The 1,807-nt window shown below is 40.8% G+C and carries 1 protein-coding gene; it reads right to left on the reverse strand.

Going from position 1 to position 1,807, the window contains the following annotated elements; all coding sequences use genetic code 11:
- Nucleotides 1-87 precede the first annotated feature (87 nt).
- On the reverse strand, nt 88-1,656 hold the full coding sequence (locus tag DDE80_RS14225) for an IS1182 family transposase (RefSeq protein ID WP_108308596.1): 1,569 nt from the start codon (nt 1,654-1,656) through the stop codon (nt 88-90).
- Nucleotides 1,657-1,807 lie beyond the last annotated feature (151 nt).

Below are 1,807 nucleotides of genomic sequence, written 5' to 3' on the forward strand. Positions count from 1 at the left end.
GAGGCTGGGACATAACTAGTGTTCAGCCAAAGAAAAAGAGAAATTGAGTGCGCTCAATTTCTCTTTTTCAATTTTTTATAGGTATTTTTATTGATTGGCTGTGAACTTTCGCAAGTTCACAGCCATCAACGCTAGCCCCATTTCATTCGCAACCTTCGCTTTGCCGCGAACGGAGAAGCGAGTGAAACGCAAATTAGCTTTCAGGTGACCAAAAACAGGTTCAACATCGATTTTACGTTTTCGGTAAATCGCGCCTGTTTTTTCCGCTGAAAGCTTCGCTTTTACATATTTTTTTTGGTTTTCCCATTTTTCATTCACCACTAAGGTACGATGATTCCCTTCCTTAGCTTTTGTACAGGAGGCACGGAAAGGGCAGCCGGTACAATTTTCACATTGGTATACCTTGAATGTTCGCGTGAAACCGTTTCGGTCCGTTCGGACCGAGGAATGGTGAAACGCTAGCGTTTGCTGGTTAGGACAGGTATAGCTATCTGTCGTTTCATCATAGGGCCAGTTAGCTGTATTGAAGGGGTTTTGTTGATACTTTTTCTTTTGTTCACGTAGGTAAAGGTTGTACGTTATGAGCGCTTCACGCTTGCGATTCGTCAGAATATCATCGTAATTTTGTTCGCTGCCGTAGCCTGCATCTGCCACAATATGTTCAGGTAACGTAAAATAGTTTGCTTCAATTTCATCTAGAAAAGGGCGTAACGTCAAGGTATCCGTAGGGTTTGGGAAAATCTGATATGCAAGGGCATACTGTCCTTCAGTCGCAATTTGTACGTTATACCCTGCTTTTAACTGCCCATTTCTCATATAATCATCTTTCATCCGCATAAAAGTGGCATCCTGGTCTGTCTTCGCATAACTATTTCGTGTGCCAAAAATCGTCATGTCCTTGGCGTATTTTTGTTTACGTAATGCAAGGTCAATCAATGTTTTACGCATGGCTTTCGGGTGTTTACGTTGGCGGCGCAGGTGTTTTCTTTCCGACGCATCTGTCGATGCTTCAATCTGTTGATCAAAGTCTTTGACGACCTCATCGACAGCTTCAATGACTTGGACAAGTTCAGGTAGCGTCAGTTCTTCTTCGTTTTCACGTTGAATTGCCGGGATAATCGACTGGTCAAGTAATTCATCATACACCGCCTGCGATTTTTCAATAAGGTTAGTTTGGTAACGTACAATGGCTTTTTTCCACACAAAGGTGAATTTATTGGCGTTCGCTTCAATTTTCGTACCATCAATAAAAATCGCTTCGTTATCAATCTGTTTGGTTTCGACAAGTTGGCAACGGAATTGGACAAAGCATTGACGAAGTAATTCCTTCATATCTTTATGAACACGGAAGCGATTAATTGTACGATAACTGGGTTCATACCCTTGCGCTAACCACATCATACGCAGACTATCTTTGAGTAAAGCTTCAATTTTACGCCCTGAAAAAACGGACTGCGTGTACGCGCAAAGAATAATTTTCAACATCATACGAGGATGATAAGCCGGACAACCCTCATTTCGAAGAAATGGTGCGAATGCTTCGTATGGAATACTTTCCACTAAGTTGTGGACATGGAAAGCAATATCGTTAGCTTGTAATTTCATTTCAATATCTAGAGGCAAAATCAGTTGATTCATGGTATAATTTTTAAACATAAGAACACTTCTTTCTGTTGAGTTTTGTTTTGGTGACTTTATTTTAACAGAAGGTGTTCTTTTTTAACCACAAAAATCAAAGCCCTTGAACTTTTACGCCATGTAAAAGTTCAAGGGCTTTTCATTTATAAGCAGGGTTTTGTCCCAGCCT

The organism is Metalysinibacillus jejuensis, assembly GCF_003057615.1.
GTDB lineage: Bacteria > Bacillota > Bacilli > Bacillales_A > Planococcaceae > Metalysinibacillus > Metalysinibacillus jejuensis.

Coding starts and splice junctions, on each gene's coding strand:
- DDE80_RS14225 (WP_108308596.1), bottom strand. CDS start 1,656: ATGTTTAAAAATTATACCATGAATCAACTGATTTTGCCTCTAGATATT.